This is a genomic window from Streptomyces sp. NPDC041814, assembly GCF_055590565.1.
This window is the reverse complement of record NZ_JBVJAM010000004.1, coordinates 275,060-291,483: the sequence shown is the minus strand read 5'-3', so window position 1 is coordinate 291,483 and position 16,424 is coordinate 275,060. Positions and strand designations below refer to the sequence as shown.

Annotated in this window: 17 protein-coding genes; 10 read left to right on the top strand and 7 right to left on the bottom strand. The window is 72.0% G+C overall.

Annotated features, from left to right (window positions below):
- Nucleotides 1–147 precede the first annotated feature (147 nt).
- From ACZ6C6_RS13785 to tatA, 5 genes are all read left to right on the top strand, one after another.
- Nucleotides 148–1,173, top strand: a complete 1,026-nt coding sequence (locus ACZ6C6_RS13785) for an ATP-binding cassette domain-containing protein (protein WP_469202319.1) — start codon at nt 148–150, stop codon at nt 1,171–1,173.
- Complete coding sequence (locus ACZ6C6_RS13780) at nt 1,170–2,024, top strand: ABC transporter permease (RefSeq protein WP_469202317.1); 855 nt, start codon at nt 1,170–1,172, stop codon at nt 2,022–2,024. Before ACZ6C6_RS13785 ends, ACZ6C6_RS13780 begins: the two co-directional genes overlap by 4 nt.
- A 177-nt stretch (nt 2,025–2,201) precedes the next feature.
- Nucleotides 2,202–3,197: a DUF3533 domain-containing protein gene (locus tag ACZ6C6_RS13775; RefSeq protein ID WP_469202700.1), complete on the top strand. Its 996-nt coding sequence runs from the start codon at nt 2,202–2,204 to the stop codon at nt 3,195–3,197.
- A gap of 166 nt (nt 3,198–3,363) precedes the next feature.
- On the top strand, nt 3,364–4,104 hold the full coding sequence (locus ACZ6C6_RS13770; RefSeq protein WP_469202315.1) for a dienelactone hydrolase family protein: 741 nt from the start codon (nt 3,364–3,366) through the stop codon (nt 4,102–4,104).
- Nucleotides 4,105–4,223: 119 nt separating this feature from the next.
- Nucleotides 4,224–4,415 carry a Sec-independent protein translocase subunit TatA gene (gene tatA / locus ACZ6C6_RS13765; protein ID WP_469202313.1) on the top strand — a complete coding sequence of 64 codons (192 nt, stop codon included), beginning with the start codon at nt 4,224–4,226 and terminating at the stop codon, nt 4,413–4,415.
- Between the two features lie 138 nt (nt 4,416–4,553).
- Here tatA and ACZ6C6_RS13760 read toward each other — a convergent pair whose 3' ends face one another.
- Nucleotides 4,554–5,393 (bottom strand): helix-turn-helix transcriptional regulator, encoded by an 840-nt coding sequence (locus tag ACZ6C6_RS13760; RefSeq protein ID WP_469202311.1) that lies wholly within the window; start codon nt 5,391–5,393, stop codon nt 4,554–4,556.
- Between the two features lie 150 nt (nt 5,394–5,543).
- Here ACZ6C6_RS13760 and ACZ6C6_RS13755 point away from each other — a divergent pair, with 150 nt between their 5' ends.
- Nucleotides 5,544–6,356, top strand: coding sequence for an alpha/beta fold hydrolase (locus tag ACZ6C6_RS13755; RefSeq protein WP_469202309.1), 813 nt, complete (start codon nt 5,544–5,546; stop codon nt 6,354–6,356).
- On the opposite strand, the gene ACZ6C6_RS13750 is transcribed toward ACZ6C6_RS13755, so the two are convergent.
- From ACZ6C6_RS13750 to ACZ6C6_RS13735, 4 genes are all read right to left on the bottom strand, one after another.
- On the bottom strand, nt 6,340–7,392 hold the full coding sequence (locus ACZ6C6_RS13750; RefSeq protein WP_469202307.1) for a glycoside hydrolase family 43 protein: 1,053 nt from the start codon (nt 7,390–7,392) through the stop codon (nt 6,340–6,342). The two genes, ACZ6C6_RS13755 and ACZ6C6_RS13750, sit on opposite strands and share 17 nt — an antisense overlap.
- 107 nt (nt 7,393–7,499) lie before the next feature.
- Nucleotides 7,500–8,243: a hypothetical protein gene (locus ACZ6C6_RS13745; protein ID WP_469202305.1), complete on the bottom strand. Its 744-nt coding sequence runs from the start codon at nt 8,241–8,243 to the stop codon at nt 7,500–7,502.
- A 13-nt stretch (nt 8,244–8,256) separates the two neighbouring features.
- Nucleotides 8,257–10,332, bottom strand: a complete 2,076-nt coding sequence (locus ACZ6C6_RS13740; protein ID WP_469202304.1) for a hypothetical protein — start codon at nt 10,330–10,332, stop codon at nt 8,257–8,259.
- Between the two features lie 100 nt (nt 10,333–10,432).
- On the bottom strand, nt 10,433–10,996 hold the full coding sequence (locus ACZ6C6_RS13735; RefSeq protein ID WP_469202302.1) for a TetR/AcrR family transcriptional regulator: 564 nt from the start codon (nt 10,994–10,996) through the stop codon (nt 10,433–10,435).
- A 177-nt stretch (nt 10,997–11,173) separates the two neighbouring features.
- Here ACZ6C6_RS13735 and ACZ6C6_RS13730 point away from each other — a divergent pair, with 177 nt between their 5' ends.
- Both ACZ6C6_RS13730 and ACZ6C6_RS13725 read left to right on the top strand, forming a co-directional pair.
- Nucleotides 11,174–12,550 (top strand): MFS transporter, encoded by a 1,377-nt coding sequence (locus tag ACZ6C6_RS13730; RefSeq protein ID WP_469202698.1) that lies wholly within the window; start codon nt 11,174–11,176, stop codon nt 12,548–12,550.
- Between the two features lie 53 nt (nt 12,551–12,603).
- Nucleotides 12,604–13,497 (top strand): Vgb family protein, encoded by an 894-nt coding sequence (locus ACZ6C6_RS13725; RefSeq protein WP_469202300.1) that lies wholly within the window; start codon nt 12,604–12,606, stop codon nt 13,495–13,497.
- Nucleotides 13,498–13,662: 165 nt separating this feature from the next.
- Here the strand turns inward: ACZ6C6_RS13725 and ACZ6C6_RS13720 are convergent, their stop codons facing one another.
- Nucleotides 13,663–14,064 carry a YciI family protein gene (locus ACZ6C6_RS13720; protein ID WP_469202298.1) on the bottom strand — a complete coding sequence of 134 codons (402 nt, stop codon included), beginning with the start codon at nt 14,062–14,064 and terminating at the stop codon, nt 13,663–13,665.
- A 16-nt stretch (nt 14,065–14,080) separates the two neighbouring features.
- Nucleotides 14,081–14,626, bottom strand: a complete 546-nt coding sequence (locus tag ACZ6C6_RS13715) for a DUF7822 domain-containing protein (protein ID WP_469202297.1) — start codon at nt 14,624–14,626, stop codon at nt 14,081–14,083.
- Between the two features lie 81 nt (nt 14,627–14,707).
- On the opposite strand from ACZ6C6_RS13715, the gene ACZ6C6_RS13710 reads away from it, so the two are divergent.
- Nucleotides 14,708–15,247 carry an O-acetyl-ADP-ribose deacetylase gene (locus ACZ6C6_RS13710; protein ID WP_469202295.1) on the top strand — a complete coding sequence of 180 codons (540 nt, stop codon included), beginning with the start codon at nt 14,708–14,710 and terminating at the stop codon, nt 15,245–15,247.
- 123 nt (nt 15,248–15,370) lie between these two features.
- On the top strand, nt 15,371–16,354 hold the full coding sequence (locus tag ACZ6C6_RS13705; protein ID WP_469202293.1) for a hypothetical protein: 984 nt from the start codon (nt 15,371–15,373) through the stop codon (nt 16,352–16,354).
- Nucleotides 16,355–16,424 lie beyond the last annotated feature (70 nt).

The window sequence follows — 16,424 nt, the reverse complement described above, 5'->3', positions numbered from 1 at the left end:
TTTTTTGGGCGCGGGCGGGCTGCCGGACCACCCCGGGGTCTGCATGGCAATCCGCGGCCCCTCGCCCGGCCCCCCGGCCGGGCGGGGGGCTGGCCCGGCACCCCCCCCGGCCGGACCCACCGGCGAACCAGAGGTGAGGACCGGACCATGCGACTTCACACCGGCGGCGAGGCGATCGCCCCCGGGCACACCCCCGCCACCCCCGAGTGCGCCATCAGCACCCGCGGCCTCGTCAAGAGCTACCCCGGGCCAAGGGGCACCACCACGGACGCCGTGAGCGGCCTGGACCTGGACGTCCACCGGGGCGAGACCTTCGCCTTCCTCGGACCCAACGGCGCCGGGAAGTCCACCACCATCGCCATGCTCTGCGCCCTGGCCCGCCCCACCGCGGGCCATGCCACGGTGGCGGGCGCCGACGTACGCACCCAGCCCCACCTGGTGCGGCAGCGCGTCGGCATGCTCTTCCAGCAAAGTGCCCTCGACCCGGACCTGACCCCCGAACAGAACCTCCGCATCCACGCCCGCCTCTACGGCATCCGCCGCGCCCACGTCCGCCGGCGCACCGCCGAAGTACTGGAGGTGGCCGGACTCGCCGACCGGCGCTCCTCTCCCGTACGCACCCTGTCCGGAGGGATGCGCCGACGCCTGGAAATCGCCCGCCAGCTCCTGCACGCCCCTGGCATCCTCTTCCTGGACGAGCCCACCACCGGGCTCGACCCCCACGCCCGGGCACAGATCTGGGACCACCTGTACGCCCTGCGGCAGCGGAGCGGCAGCACGCTCTTCATCACGACCCACCAGCTCGAAGAGGCGGCCAACTGCGACCGGGTCGCCATCATCGACCGCGGCCGGCTGGTCGCCCAGGGCGCGCCCGGGGCGCTCAAGGCCGCCATCGGCGACGACCGCGTCGTGCTGCGCACCAGCCAGGACGAGCGAGCACACCGCGTCGTCCACCGCCTGGTCCCGCGCGGACAGTCCGTGACCAGGGACGCCGACGGGATCTGCCTGCGAGTGCCCGACGGCAGCTCCTGGATCCCCCGCCTCTGCGCGACCCTGGAGAGCCACGGCATCGCCGTCCGGGCCGCGTCCGCCACCCCGCCCACCCTTGACGACGTGTTCTTCCACCACACCGGCCGCAGCATCCACGGCACCCAGGCCGGCGGTGGCCGGTGACCGCACTCCCGCTCCACGCGACCGGCACCGGGGACGACGCTCGGCCGTCCCGGCTACGGCACGAACTGCGCGCGATCCACGGCCTGATCCACCGGGACCTGCTCCGCCTGGCCGGCCAGCCCGCCCACACCGCGCTGATGCTGCTCCACCCCGTGCTGTACCTCCTGATCCTGGGCGGCGGACTCGCCAGGCTCATCCCCAACTCCACGCTGGGGGTGGGCTATCAGACCTATCTGTTCCCCGGCATGCTGATGATGACGGTGCAGACCCCGGCCATCCTGGTCGGCATCCGCCTCATCACCGACCGCCAGAGCGGCTATCTGCGCGAACTCCTCATGGCCCCGGTCAGCCGTACGACCCTGCTCCTGGGCAGCTGCGCCGGCGGCACCCTCGTCGCCACGATCCAGGGCGCCGTGCTGCTGAGTCTGGCCGGAGTCGTCGGCCTGCCCTACGACCCGCTCCTCCTGGCGCTGCTCCTCGCCGGTATGGCCCTGATCTCCTTCACGATCACCGCCCTCGCTCTGACCCTGGCCGTGAGCCTGAGCAGACCCGAGACGTTCCACACCCTGCTCGGCGTGCTGATGATGCCCCTGCTGTTCCTCTCCGGCGGATTCTTCCCCCTTCAGTCGCTCCCGGGCTGGATTCACGCCCTGGCCGCCGTGAACCCGCTCGCCCACGGAGTCGACATGCTGCGCGGCAGCATCGCCCTGCGTGCTCCGGACGCGGCTGCCGCAGGAGGCATCAGCTGGGCCGGCCACTCCCTGCCGCTCCCCGTGGAGGCGGCCCTGCTCCTGATCAGCGGCTCGGCGGCCCTGCTCTGGGCCGCCCACCGGTTCGCGCGGCCGGAGTGACAGTCCCTGGGCCGAACGGGTGGGTACGGCACCGGCCATGCGTGTTCTCTCCGTGACACGCGGGCCCGGCGCAAGGATGTCGGCGGAATGGGTGCACCGGTCAACAGCGGCTGAGAGCGGGGACGTCACATGGCGGAGACAACGGGCTCGACGGCGCGAGTCGGCGCGTGGGCGGAGATGCGGGACGCGATCACCACCAGAGCCGTGCTCGTCATGGTGGGCGTGCTGCTGCTCCAACTGGGCTTCGCCCTCTCGTACATGGGGGCGTTCCACGCTCCGAAGCCGCACCGCATCCCGATCACCCTGGTCGCCCCGCGCCCGGTGGAGGCCGATCTGGTCGCCCGGCTCAACTCGCTGCCCGGCGACCCGGTGCACGTCACCGCCGTACAGGACCGCGCGCAGGCCAGGGCCAGGCTGCTGGAGCGGAAGACCGACGCCGCACTGATCGTGGCGGTGACCGGGCGCACCGACACGCTGCTCATCGCCTCGGCGGGCGGCCCCTCGGCCGCCGACGCCGCCGCGAAGGTCGTGGCGACCGTGGAACGTACGCAGAACCGGGCGCTCACCGTACGTGACATCCGTGCGCCCGCTGCGGGGGACAGCCGAGGGCTGTCGTCGTTCTACCTGGTGCTCAGCTGGACGATCGGCGGCTACCTCGCCGCATCGGCACTGAACATGGCGGCCGGATCCAAGCGCCCCACGCTCCGGCGCTCCATCGTGCGGCTCGCCGCGATGGTGCCCTACGCCTTCGTCTCCGGAATCGGCGGTGCCATCATCGTCGGCCCCGTGCTGAACTGTCTGCCGGGCGCCTTCTGGGAGCTCGTCGGCATCGGCACCCTGGTCGTCTTCGCCTCCGGCGCCGTGGGCGTGGCGCTCCAGTCGCTGCTCGGCACGATCGGGCTCGGCCTGACCATCCTCATCTTCACGATCCTCGGCAACCCGAGCTCCGGCGGCGTCTACCCGGCCTCCCTGCTGCCGCCCTTCTGGGCCGCGATCGGCCAGGCCCTGCCCCCCGGCGCCGGGACGACCGTCGTCCGGAACACGGTCTACTTCGACGGCAACAACACCACGGGCGCCCTGTGGATCCTCGGTGCCTGGGCGTTCGCCGGGATCGTCGTGGCCCTGGTGGCCGCCGCTCTGCGTGGCCGGCGGGCCCGTACCGAAACCCGTTAGGCGAGCCCTGCGGCACCCTGTTACATTCTTCCCGGCCGTGCGAAAGAACAAGGAGGTGGTACCCGTGAACGCAGTATCGACATGGGTGCTCCCCTCCGGGGTCACGGTCGGGCGATAGGCAGGTCGTCCGGGAGCGCCGTTGTGTGCACTCCCGAAAGGCACGATCATGCATTTCACTTCCGAGCAGCGCCTGGACCACGGCGTACTCGAACGCTCCTTCACGCTCGATGACATCCCGGGCATCCTCTGGACGCCCGAGTCCGCGTCGGCGTCCGCACCGGTACCGCTGATCCTCCTCGGCCACCCCACGCTCGGCCTCCAGCGGATGTACCCGCGCCTGGCCGACCGGGCCCGGCACTCCGCGGCGGACGGTTTCGCCACGGCCGCCATCGAACTCCCCGGCTGCGGCGACCGGCCCCGGCTGCCCGACCTCGACCTGGCCCGCGCCGACATGCGCCGGGCCCTGCAGGCGGGCGAACCGGTCACCGACGAGATCATCGACGCCGTCGTCCTCCCGCTGGTCGACCGGGCGGTCCCGGAGTTGCGGGCCGCCATGGACGCGATCCTCGTGCTCCCCGAGGTCACCGGCCCGGTCGGCTACTCGGGCGGGGTGATCTCCATCGGCGTCCGGCTCGCGGCGGTCGACCCGCGCATCGAGGCCGCCGGTCTCTTCGCCGGCAGCTTCATCCCGCGCACCACGTACGACGAGGCCCGCCGGCTCACCATCCCGCTGCACGTCCTGTTGCAGTGGGACGACGAGGGGAACGACCGGCAGGCGGCACTCGACCTGTTCGACGCGTTCGGTTCCAAGGAGAAGTCGCTGCACGCCAACATGGGCGGACACACCGGTGTCCCGGCATACGCCGGGGTCGCGGCGGCCCACTTCTTCACCCGGCACCTGAAGTAGCACCGCGGGGGCACGACCCGCCCCACCTGCCCGAACGGCTCACAGCTCCGGCGCCTAGGGTGTCTGCTGTACGGGCGTGCCCCCGCACGCGCGGACGACAACGAAGGAAAGAAGGTGACGTGATGCTCCGCAACGGCCTGGAACCGTGGCACCTGCTCATCGTGGCGCTGGTGGTCATCATGGTGTTCGGCTCGAAGAAGCTCCCCGACATGGCGCGCTCGCTGGGCAAGTCGGCCCGCATTCTCAAGAGCGAGGCCAAGGCGATGAAGGCCGAGGCGGGCACCGAGCCCGCCGCGCCGGGGCACTCGTAACACCGACGCCGGCGGGGGCCGGGGCAGCGGACAACAGACCGCCGCTCCGGCCCCTTCGCGCACCCGGCCCGGTGCGCCGAGGTCCGGCACGGCGAAAGCGTCACCCGCGACGTCATGTCGCGATGTACGGCTGACCGGTCACTCGCATAGGTGGCGCGGACCGAGCACGCGCAACTCGTCCAGCACCGCGGCCTTTCCGGGTGGCGGCGTGAAGATCCGCAGGCGCTGGTCCACGGCAGGCGTGGCCAGCACCTCGCAGTCCAGATCGATCCTGCCCAGCTCCGGGTGGACAAGGCGGTACGGGTGCGACCGCCGTACGGCGACCTCGTGCCGGTCCCACAGCGCGCCGAACTCCGGGCTCGCCGCGTGGCACCGCGCCACCAGCGACCCGGAGGCCGCGTCGTTCCCGCGCCGGGCCGTCGCGGCCCTCAGGTCGGCCACCAACTGCCGTGCCTGCTCCTCGTGTTCCTCAGTCGCGAAGCGGCCCCGCACCGCCGGATCGCTGAACCAGCGCAGGACGATGTTGCGGTCCTCCTCCGCCACCGAACACACGCAGCCGAACAAGGTGAGCGCCAGGTCGTTCTGAGCCAGCAAGTCGCCGAGATCGCTGACCACTTGGACGGGCACGCCGTCCAGCCGGTCGAGCAGATACCGCAGACCCGGGCGCAGATACCCACCGGCCCGCGCGCCCTCCGGCGGGCGGTGCCCGGCCAGCACGTACAGGTGGTCCCGCTCGTCCTCGGTCAGCCGTAGCGCACCGGACAGGGCGCCGAGCACCTGGACCGAGGGTTGCGGTCCACGGGCCTGTTCGAGGCGCATGTAGTAGTCGGCGGACATCCCCGCGAGGACGGCGACCTCCTCGCGGCGCAGTCCCGGTGTTCGCCGCCTGGGACCCTCGGCGAGACCCACGTCGCGCGGCGTCAGCCGCTCCCTGGACCGGCGCAGGAAATCGGCGAGCTCTGGACGCTTCGGTGTCATGGCGTCCCCAGGGTAGCGGCCCCGGGCCCGCGCATCCTGGGACCGCCGGTCCTGGGCACGGCGCTCCGCTCCCGGCCGGACGCCGGCGGCGGCACGATCGGCACAGGGCCCGTCGGGGGCCTGTCCGACACGCAGATCGGCGGTCGCACGATGAGACAATCCACCCTGCCGGTTCCGGGCGCGCGACTGCGCCACGCCGTCCGCGGCGACGGTCCCGTGCTCCTGCTCATCGCCGGAGGCCACCACGGCATCGACGCCACCGAACCGCTCGCCCGCCACCTCGCCGACCGGTACACCGTCGTCACCTACGACCGGCGCGGCCTGTCCGGGAGCACCACCGAAGCCCCCGCGAAGACGCTCGCCACGCACGCCGAGGACGCCTCCCGGCTGCTGAGCGGCCTCGCACCGGAGCCCGCGCTCGTCTACGGAACCAGCCTCGGCGCCCTCGTCGCGCTGGAACTGACCAGCTCTCACCCCGGACAGGTCGCGGCAGTCGTCGCCCACGAACCACCCGCCGCGCGCCTTCTTCCGTCGCCCGGGCAGGGCACCGGGCCGCTGCTCGCCGTCGAGGAGACCTTCCGGACGCACGGCGCGGAGGCGGCCATGCGCGAGTTCGCGGCCCGCCTCGACATCGACCCGGCCGACTCCGAGCCGGACCTCCCGCCACGCGTTCCCGGGCCGGACCGCATGCACAACATGGAGGTCCTGCTCAGGTACGACCTCCCGGCGATCCGGGCGTACGTCCTCGACCCGGCCGTGCTCGCCGGCTCACCCGCCCGCATCGTGCCCGCCGCCGGCGAGAAGTCGGGCCACCTCTGGACGCACACCTGCGCCGAACTCCTCGCGGGCGCGCTGGGGACGCCTCTGGAGGCGTTCCCCGGCAGCCACAACGGATACGTGTTCCGCCCACGCGCCACCGCGGAGCGGATTCACGAAGTGCTCGGTGTCACTCGAAGAACTTGAGGCCGTAACCGGTATCGGTGTTGGGCCCGGGAACGTTGGCGCGACTGTACGTGGTGTTGCCCCACCAGCAGAAGGAGCCGGTGTACCAGTAGCGGTTCTCCCAGCTGTACGGGGTCCCCTTGGGCACCGCGTGGAACATCAGGGGGAAGGTGGGACCGGCCGGCGGGCTGGTGCCGATGTCGCCGTCGAGCAGCACGAAGGTGTGGTGGCCCGGGCCGTTCACGTACAGGGTGGGGTCCCAGCCGGCCATCATGGTCGCCCTGTTGGAGCCGAACAGGCAGCCGTTGGACTTGTACCAGTCCCATACGTACGTCGGGTCACCGCCCGCCCGGAGCCGCAGTTCCGCGATGCAGTACTGATCGCTCCAGCTGCCGTTGGCGGAGTAGGTGATGTGCAGCTGCCCGTTCGGGTCCTTGATCGCTTCGGGGCCCTCGTTGATGAAGGGGTTGCCGACGACGCGCTCCCAGCTCTCCCTGGGCTGGGAGATGATGTACCGGGCGCCCGTCGGGGTGGTCGGGCCGCTCATGCGCGCGATGTAGAGGTTCTGCTCGACATTGGTGGTGCCGGCCCAGCCCGACCAGACGAACCAGCGCTGTCCGTTGAAGGTGAACAAGGTGCCGTCGATCGCCCACCTGTCGTCGGGCAGGGCGAGTTTCGTCGCGGAGGTGTAGCCGCTGTCGGGGGTGGCGGAGCTGATCACGTACATGCGGTGGGCGGCGCCCCGGCCTGCCGAGAAGTAGACGTAGTAGCGGCCGCCGTCCCGCACGATCTCCGGAGCCCAGACCTCGCCCAGGTTTCCGGTGTCCGACCACACCTGCCGGGCCGGGGCCGAGGCCAGTCCGCCGGTCGAGGACGCCTGCCGGACGCTGATGCCGCCGCCCGTCGACTGGACCGAGATGTACGTGCCGCCCACACGCAGCACGCTGGGGTCGGCGCCACGGATGGCCGTCTGTCCCGCCTCGGCGGGAGGGACGGACATGAGGGACATCGTGAGGGCCAGAAGCATGGACAGCGCGAAGGCTGCCACGCCGGGCATCCGGGAGAGTCTCATGGCTTCCCTTTCCCGTACGGGGGTTCGCGGGGACGGACTGACTCCATGACCCTATCCACAGGAAAGCGTGTTCATGTCAAGTCGCTCCTGTCTCACCCCTCGTGGTCCTCGATGAGGCGGCTGACGACCCCGTGCAGGACGTCGGCCCGGGCACGGTCCTCCTGCTGTTCCGTCAGAGCCCGTTCCACCGCCCTGAGTCGCCGCCACGCCACCGGCTCCGCGTCCATGACCCGGTCCACGAGCGGCGAGGAGACCAACTTCAGGCACTCTGCCAGCCGCAGCCGCGTGGTGGGCGCCGGCGGGCCGGACGGGGGCTCGGCGAACCCGTCCGTCAGATACCGCGCGGGGTCGGCGAGGCTCCATCCGGTCACCGCCCCCTCGTGGACCAGGAGGGTCACATCGGGGGCGACCCCGAGCCGCGCGTCCGGTTCTCCGCGGAGGAGGCGGGCATCCGTGAGGCAGCTCAGGGCACGGGCCCCGGGGTCGCAGTGGAACACCGTGGCCGAGGGCATGCCGAACTCCCCGACGACGTCCGCGCGGAGCCCGGCCGCACGTGTGCGCGGCCCATCGCCCGCGGCTTCGGAGACGTACCGCGCGGGCACGAAGAAGGTGAGGCTGCGCAGTTCGCGGCTGTCGCGGTCGAAGCGGACGTACTCGTCCTCCGACCACAGCCACCGCATGCTTCCGAACGTCTCCGACAGCTCTCGCTCGCGCCCGGCCGGGTCCGCGTACCCCGCGACGATCAGCTGGAGATCGCGGAAGTCGAAGCGGGGGCTGAACGCGAGGGGGCTGTCCGTCGTCGCGGCGGCCATGCCGTCGCCGACCGTGACCTTCATTGTGCTCGTCGCCTCACTTGATGCGCCTGGCGGTCGGCAGATGGCCGCCCTTGGTGTCGCGGATCTTCCCGTTCACGATGTCCTCATGGGTTACCGGGGGCTGTGGGTCGTCGGGCGAGCCGCCCAGCGCCTTGGCCCCGGACTCGCCCTTCTTCCCGGAGGGACCGTAGCCCGTGATGACGTCACCGGCCCCGGCGCCCGGGCCCTTCGTCACCACGATGTCCTCGCCCTTCCGGAAGATGAGGTTCCCGCGCTGCCCCTGGGACAGGTACACCGCGTCCGGGGACTTGAGGATCTCCGCCACGCGTTCGTCGCTGAAGTGGGGGTGGTAGTTGCTGGACTTGCGTACCTTGCCGTCCCCGGCCCGGTCGACGACGGTCTCCGCGGCCTTCACCGCCTTGGCGTCGGGACACTTGGCACCCGAGAAGAACCCGGCCCGGACGGACGGCAGGTGGTGTGCGGGGGCGGGGGAGCGGAACAGCCCGGCCGGCACGGTGACGCCCCGGGAGCGGGCCGCCGCGCCCGAGGCCGAGGTGCGGAACCCGCAGCCGCTCGTGTCGCGCTCCTCGCGTACCTTGTCGACCAGCTTCTTGACCTCGGTCTTCGCCAGGGCGTAGGCGTTGATCAGGGTGTCGGCGCGGTAGGGGATCCGGTACTGGACGAGCCGGCCGCCGCTGGCCCGGGATCGGGCCCGCGCCTCGTTCTTCTTCTGCGCCTCGACCGAGGAGAAGGTGGGCCCGGCGCCCGGGGCGGAGCAGGAAAGGCTGCCGGAGACCGACGTTCCGGAGACCGCGAAGGAGCCCTGCGGACTGGTGCACCGGCCCGCGGACCTGCCGTCGATGCTGAAGGAGGCGGTCATCACCGCGGTGACCTTGCCGCTGATGAGGCGGCTCTTGGCACTGGTGGTGATGTGTCCGGAAAAGCTGTTCTTCGCCGTGCAGCCACCGGAACCGCACTTCACCGTTCCGCCGCTGCTGAGGGTCAGGTTGATGCCGCTGTCGGTGGCGTTCTTCAGCTCTTCGGTCTGCTTCTCCAACGTGTCGTACATGGAGCCGACGGCGTCCTCGGCGACCGGCGCCAGGTCCAGCCCGGCGGAATCGCTGTCCGCCAGCGGGCCGTCCGTCACCTCGGGAATCCCGGGCGGATCCTCGTCCTCGGAGCCCCCCTCAGCCGTGACGGACGCCGGCCGGAACGAGACCGATTCGGCCGAGCCGCCCGACCTCCCTCCGGACCGGGAGGGTCCGTACGACTCAAGGCGCAGCACTCGGTGGGGCTTCTGTTCGGTGACGAGCAGCCGGCCGGCGGAGGTGTCCACCGCGAGGGCCGGGGTGCCGTCGACGGCGGGCGGCTGGGCGGATCCGCTCGGGGCCGGTGTGCCCTCCAGCCGGTCGAGCGCCTTCGAGAGCGCGGTCGCCAGGTCAGGCGGGGCCGGCATGAGGCCGACCGTCTCCCGCGTGACGCTGTCGCTCTCGTCGGCGGCCGCCCACGACCCGGTGACCGAGTCCTTCGCCCGGGTGAAGGTCCTGCCGCCGATGTGCAGAACCTCGCGGGCGAGTCCGGAGCCCCCGGCTTCCATGGCGCCGAAGCGGCTGCCGGATGCGGTGACGGTGATGTCCCGCTTCACCGGGTCGGCACCGGAATCCTTGTACCGCAGACCGGGGGCGTCGGCCAGTTCGGCCACGGCCTGCCGGAACGGCTCAAGGTCCCGCTTGGCGACCGGCTCCTCCGACCCCGGCCCCCCGTGCCAGACCAGTAGCCCGGCCACCAGGCCCGCGGCCGCCACCCCGGCCGCGCCGAACAGGAGCAGCCGCTTGCGCCGCCCGGCGGGCGGCGGCGGCCCGGGGCTGTACTGCGGCGGCCCGTACGGGTATTGCGGCCCGGGCCCGTACGGCGAGCGCTGCGGCGGCACGGCCTGCGGGGGGTAGGGGCCCTGCGGCGGTGGCCCGAAGACCCCGGGCGGGGCTGCCTGCGGGGACTGCTGGGGCGGGACGTCCACGGGTGGCCCGAAGACCCCGGTCGGCGGGCTGTACGGAGCCCCCTGTGGCGGCCGGTCCGCCGGGGGCCGGTACGCGTCTTCGTGGTCCGTCATGAACTTCCCCCGTGGCTGGTCCGTGGGCCGCTGATCGCTACAGGAACAGTGTGGGGGCGACGGCACCTCACGCCACCGGAATTCGGACACCGGGCCCGGGTCACAGCAGCCGGTCGACCAGCCCTTCGACGTACTCCGGGGTGAGCGGGCCCATGCCGAACAGGACGCGGATGTACATCGGGGCCAGGACGTGGTCCAGCACGGTGAGCGCGTCGGGTGCGGCCTCGCCGCGCTCGCGTGCGCGGTCGAGCACGGACTGCAACTGCCCGCTGCGCTCTTCGCGGAGGGCGTCGCGCGCCTGCGCGCCCTGCTGCCCGGTGGCCGACAGGGCGACGGCCAGGTGCAGGACCGCCGGTCCGTCGGGCCCGGTGATCTCGCGGGCGACCTGGGCCGCGTACGTACGCAGGTCGCCCGCCAGACTCCCTGTGTCGGGCATCGGCGAGCGCGCGTTGAGGCGGGTGAGCGCCACGTCGCTGAGCAGCGCCTCCAGACCGCCCCACCGGCGGTAGATGCTGCTGTCCGCCACGCCTGCCCGTGCGGCCACTTCGCCGACGGTGAAGTTCCCGTAGCCGCGCTCGCTGATGAGCTCGGTGACGGCCTGGTGCACCTGCGCGCCTACCCGGGCGCTGCGACCGCCGGGCCGCCGGGCTCGCTGTTCGTCCATGCGCCCATCTTAACGCAGTAATCACTTGCGTTTACGAATCGATCTCCCTTACAGTCGACTAACGCAGTCGCCGACTGCGTTAGGAAGCGAGGGATTGCCATCACTGCATCGCATACGGCCGCAAGCGGCCGGCCGAACCGCGCCGTGCTGCTCACGGTGACCTGCCTGGGCCAGTTCATGGTCCTGCTCGACAACACGATCGTGGGAGCGGCGCTGCCCGACATGCAGCACCGCCTCCATCTCGAACTCACCGGCCTGCAATGGATCGTCGACGCCTACGTCCTGCTGGTCGCCATGCTGCTGCTGTCCGGCGGCATCTTCGCCGACCGCTTCGGCCGCAAACGCGTGTACCTGGCCGGTGTCGCGGTGTTCACCGTCGCATCGGTGGTGTGCAGCCTCGCGCCCTCGCTCGGCTGGCTGATCGCCGGCCGTATCCTCCAGGGCATCGGGGCCGCGGCGCTCAGCCCCGCCTCGCTCGCCCTGCTCGCGGCGGCGCACCCCGCGCCGCAGGAACGCGTGAAGGCGATCGGGCTCTGGGCCGGACTCAGCGGAGTCGGGCTGGCCGCGGGTCCCGTGGCGGGCGGCGTGCTCACCGATGCCTTCGGATGGCCCGCCATCTTCCTGGTCAACCTGCCCATCGGCGCGGTGCTCCTCCTGGCCGGTCTGCGCCATCTGGAGGAGACCCGCAATCCGGACGCTCCCGCGCTCGACATTCCCGGGACGACGCTGTCGGTCCTGGGGGTGGGGACGCTGGCGTACGGGCTGATCGAGGGCGGGGCGCGCGGCTGGACGTCGCCGCTGATCCTCGGCAGCTTCGCCGCCGCGGCGCTCCTCCTCGCCGCCTTCGTAGCCGTCGAAGCACGCCGCCGCGCACCGATGCTGCCGCTGCGACTGTTCCGGGAGCGCCTGTTCACCGTCTCCAACACCGCCATGGTCGTGGTGGGCTTCGCGCTCATGGGCTCGACCTTCTTCTTCTCCCAGTTCTTCGTGTACGTCCAGGGCAGCTCGATCCTGCGCGCCGGGCTGCAGACCCTTCCCGCCACCCTCGCCATGGTGGTCGTCAGCCCGTACGCGGGGCGGCTCGCCGCCCGGCACGGCTTCCGCGTCGTGGTCACCGCCGGCCTGACCCTGGCCGGGCTCGGACTGCTGGCCCTCGGCACGGTGCACGCCGACACGGCCTACGGGAACGTGTGGTGGCGGCTGGCGGTCGTGGGCATCGGCTTCGCCCTGACGATGTCCCCCCTGACCGGCGCCGCCATCCAGGCCGTCAGCCCGCAGGAAGGGGGCCTGGCCTCGGGCATCAGCAGCACCACCCGGCAGATCGGCGCGGTGCTCGGCGTGGCGGTCCTCGGAGCCGTGGTCCGCGCCAGGGAGTCCGGCGGGGCCTCCTTCGAGACCGGCCTCGACAGCGCATTCCTGACGGCGGGTGCCCTCACCCTGGCAACCGCCCTGTTCACGGGCCTGTGGCTGACGAAGGCCGGGCCGGTGGAAGGCACCGCAACGCCGGTACGGCCTGCCGAAACGCCGAAGACCACCACAGCGAGCAGCCGTTGAGGGGCCGCGGAACACGCCCCGGCCCCGCCACCGAACACGAACAAAGGAGACCAGTGCACGACGTGACACCGGCATCGATCGAGGAGTACCCGGTGTCCGGCCCCGAGGCCGGGCCGTACACCCTCACCACGGGCCCGGACGGCGCGCTGTGGTTCACCCTCGTCCACAGCGGCGGGATCGGCCGCCTCGTCCCCGGCGAGCAGCCGACCGACCACCGCCTCGCTCCTGACTGCGGACCGACCGTCATCACACCCGGTCCGGACGGCGCGCTGTGGTTCACCGAGTACCGGGCCGACCGGATCGGACGGATCACCACGGACGGCTCGATCACCGAGTACGACGTACCGGGCTCCGGCTCCGGGCCGTTCGGCATCGCGGCGGGCCCGGACGGAGCGCTCTGGTTCACCGAAACCGCCGCCGACCGCATCGGCCGCGTCACCGTCGACGGCGACGTCACCCGGTTCCCGCTCCCCGTCACCGGCGCGTTCCCGTCGGCGATCACCGCCGGGGGCGACGGCGGGATGTGGTTCACCCTCAACCAGGGGAACGCTGTCGGGCGGATCGGCATGGACGGCGCGGTCGCCCTGCATCCCCTGCCGACGGAGGCGGCGGGCCCGGTCGGCATCGCGGCGGGCCGCGACGGCGCGCTGTGGTTCACCGAGATCGCCGCCGGCCAGATCGGCCGGATCACCCCCGACGGGCGGATCACGGAGTTTCCGCTGCCCGACCGTGCCGCCCGGCCGCACGCCGTCACCGTCGACGGACAGGGCGCCGTGTGGTTCACCGAGTGGGGCGCCAACCGCATCGCGACGATCACCCCGGACGGCGCCGTCACCTCGCACGCCCTGCCCACCCCGGACTCGGAACCGCACGGCATCGCCGTCGGCCCCGACGGCGCCCTGTGGACCGCGTTGGAGACGGGCTCACTCGCCCGCATCGCACCGTAGAGCGCCACCGGGCGCCACAACTCCGCCCGGCCCGGACAAGGGCGGCCTCACATGGGCCAGTTGAGGGATCGGGCGCCGGGGCCGAGGGCGTCGAGGACCCGCGGAGCGAGCGGGCGCAGCAGGCCCTCGACACGCACCGGCCCCTTCACGGGGCGCTTGCCCGCCTCACAGCTCACCGTGCTCGTCGGCCATGACCTGCCGCACCTCGACGGGCTGCTGCGTGGGCACACCGCCGGGGCCCGGGACGGCGGAGATGCGGGCGGCGATCTCCAGCGCCCGCTCCTCCGACTCGACCTCGAAGACGTTGAATCCGGCCAGCGCCTCCCTGGACTCGGCGAACGGCCCGTCGGACACCACCGGAGGCGCGATGCCGTCCGCGCGGACCGTACGGGCCTGCCGCGGATCGGCCAGCGCCATGAAACGGACCAGCTCCCCGCTCTCGGTCAACTCCTTTGTCAGCAGGGCGTAGTAGTCGAAGTGGGCCGCGACGTCACCCGGCTGCCAGGTGTCCATCGGCTCCTCGAAGACCCCGCCGTCGTGGTTGACCAGCAGCATGAACTTCGTCATCACGTACTCCCGTTCGTCAGTTGTCCGTTGATTCCGGAAAGGAGAAGTAGAGCGCGTCGGCGTAGAACGAGGCGAAGTGCCGCTGCCAGTCGGCCCGTACGGAAGCGAGCCAGGCGTCGTTACGGCCGGCGGTCGCCGCCTCGGCGAGGGCGACTGCCTCGGGGACGTCCACGGACGCCAGGCGGCGTACGCTCTCCGCCGGGTCGTCGTCCGTCATCGAAACGATCTCGCCCGTTTCGAGCAGGAAGTGCTTCGCCTCCTGCTTCTCCAGGTGGGCCGTGGTCCTGGCCACGCACTCCGCGAACTCGGCGTCGTCCTCCAGGCCGTTGCCGACCGCGAGCAGGACCTCGCGGAGCAGCGCCGCCCCGGCGGCGTAATCCGCCGCGATACAGATCGGGCGGTTCCAGATCATGGACGGGACGACCGTCGTCCCGTGCCCCACCAGAAGCTTGTGCGCGAGCGGGATGTCCCAGTTGTGCTCGGATATGCAGCGGATCCGCTGCGGGATGTCCGCGTCGCTCGGAACCGAGTCGGCGGAGTAGAGATACGAACGATTCGCCATGGTGGCGAAGCTAGCACCGGGCACTGACAACGCCGCCGGTCAACTCCCGCACAGCCGTGGGAGTCAGGGCATGATGACCGCATGAGCGAGCCTTCCGACGTCACCGTCACCCTCGTACGGGGAGACATCACCCGCCAGTCCGTCGACGCCGTCGTCAACGCCGCGAACTCCTCGCTGCTCGGCGGCGGGGGCGTGGACGGGGCGATCCACCGCCGGGGCGGTCCCGCGATCCTCGCCGCCTGCCGGGAGTTGCGCGCCTCGCGCTACGGCAAGGGGCTGCGCACGGGCCGGGCCGTCGCCACCACCGCCGGAAAGCTCGACGCCCGCTGGGTCGTGCACACGGTCGGCCCGGTGTGGAGCCGGACCGAGGACCGTTCGGCCCTGCTGGAGTCGTGCTACCGCGAATCCCTGCGCGTCGCGGCGGAACTCGGGGCCCGTACCGTCGCCTTCCCCGCGATCTCCACCGGCGTCTACGGCTGGCCCATGGACGACGGGGCCCGCATCGCCGTCCGCACCGTGCTGGCGGAGGCCGCGGCGCCCGTCGAGGAGGTGCGGTTCGTGCTCTTCGACGCGGACGCGTACGGGGAGTTCCAGGCGGCCCTGGAGGCGGCACGGCCCTGAGAAAGGCCGTATCCGCGCCGGTGCCCGGAGTATGAAGCAGTCGTGAAGGCCCTGTGGAACCGTTGTCGGTGGGGCCGCTTATGCTGCACCGGACGATCAAGCGGGACCAGGGGAGGGCGCGGCATGTTCGGCAAGCTGTTCGGCAGGGCTGAGGAGAGAACGGCGGCCGGCCCGCACGCGCTTCCCGTCCCGCGCAAGCAGAACGGGATGTACACCCTGCGGGCCCTGGGGGACGCCCGGGTCCTCGCCCTCGTGGGGGCGGCCCGCTTGGGGGACTGGGAGGCGGTCAAGGCGGCACTGACACCCTTCGACCTCGGCCGCGACCACCAGATCCTGAACGAACTCGAAGAACTCGGCCGTGTGCAGACCTGGATCGGCCGCGCGGTCGAGGAGGACAAGGAGCACCGGGCGACCGCCCTGCTCATCGCCGGGGCCCGCCACATCAAATGGGGCTGGGAGGCACGCACCGCCGCCCGCGCCTCCCAGGTGACGCAGAAGCAGTGGCAGGTCTTCCACAAGCGACTCCGCATCGGTGAGGAGCAACTGCTCGAAGCCGCCGAACTGCGGCCCGAGTGGGTCACACCGTGGCGTCGGCTCCTCACCTCCGGACGCGGCATGTCCCTCGGCACCGACATCATGGAGGCCCGGCTCGACGCGGCCCTGCGTCGCGCCCCGCTGGACCTGGAGACCCACATCGAGTGGATCTCCCACCTGCAGCCCCGCTGGAGCGGCGAGCCGGGCCAGGCGCTGCGCTTCGCCCGCGACGCGTACGCCCACGCGCCGGAAGGCGACCGGATCGGCTGCGTGATACCCATGGCGCACATCGAGGACTGGGTCGAGTCGGACGAGACGGGCTGCCTCAGGACCGAGGAGATCCGGACGGAGCTGCGCCGCGCGGCCGAGCACAGCATCCTCCACCCCGCCCACGAACGGCGGCCGGGCTGGCAGAACGACTTCAACATCTTCGCGATGGCCCTCTCACTGGCCGGCGAGCGGCAGACGGCGAAGCGGGTCTTCCACGCCCTCGACGGTGCCTTCACCAGCTGGCCGTGGGCCTACTTCGGCGACCCCGAGAAGCAGTTCGCCCGCCACCAGCGCCGCGCCTGACCCCCCACAGGCCCAGGACCCGTCGCGCGGGCCCTCACCCATCCACTCGCTCCTCCCTCTCCGGACTGCC